2 protein-coding genes are annotated in these 688 nt (G+C 64.5%); both read right to left on the bottom strand.

The genetic code is table 11. From position 1 onward, the window contains the following. The coding region (locus AC1DS5_RS25105; RefSeq protein ID WP_477720960.1) for a c-type cytochrome at positions 1–328 on the bottom strand (328 nt) is incomplete at its 3' end. Next, the coding region (locus tag AC1DS5_RS25100) for a molybdopterin-binding protein (RefSeq protein ID WP_477720959.1) at positions 312–688 on the bottom strand (377 nt) is incomplete at its 5' end. The genes AC1DS5_RS25105 and AC1DS5_RS25100, both read right to left, overlap by 17 nt.

Raw genomic sequence — 688 nt, 5'->3', positions numbered from 1 at the left:
CCTTCAATGTCCCGGCGCCGCCGGCAAGCACCGGCCATCGACCGACGCCCTGTCCGAATTCGCCGTGACAGGACGCGCACTTCTCCTGAAACAGATCGTCACCCTGCTTCACAGTGCCCTTGCCGACCGGAAGACCGCGCCCGTCCGGCCGCACGTCGGTGTCCCAAGCCGCGATTTCCTCAGCAGTGGCCGCCCGCCCCAGCCCGAGCTTCGCAGAGGGCTTGACCACGTCGCGGCCCGCCATCTGCTGGGCAGCGCTTGGCGCACTCGTGCCGCCGAGCAGACATGCCGCCAGCAATAGTGTAAGGGCATTAGCCGATTTCGACATTTTCAGTCTCCCCGCCCGAACGCACCAGCCAGGTCTGAATGCCGATATTGTGGAAGATCGAATTGACGCCGCGCACCTTGCGCAGATCGTCCTTCGACGGCTGCACATAGCCGGTGGAGTCGATGGCGCGGGACTGGATCATCAGCTCCTGTCCGTTCCAGTCGAAATCCACATAGAAGCGCACCACGGACTTGTCGAAGACCGGGCCATCGATGCGCGCGGTCTGCCAGTTGCGCCCGCCATCCATCGACACGTCGACGCGCTTTACCGTGCCACGGCCGGACCATGCCAGTCCGCTCAGCACATTGCGGCCCTTGTGCTTCAAGGGCGCCTGCGGCGACGGATTGGTCACCACCGACT

It is taken from the genome of Polaromonas sp. P4_H1 (assembly GCF_056400945.1).
This window is presented reverse-complemented; position numbering and strand designations above follow the sequence as displayed.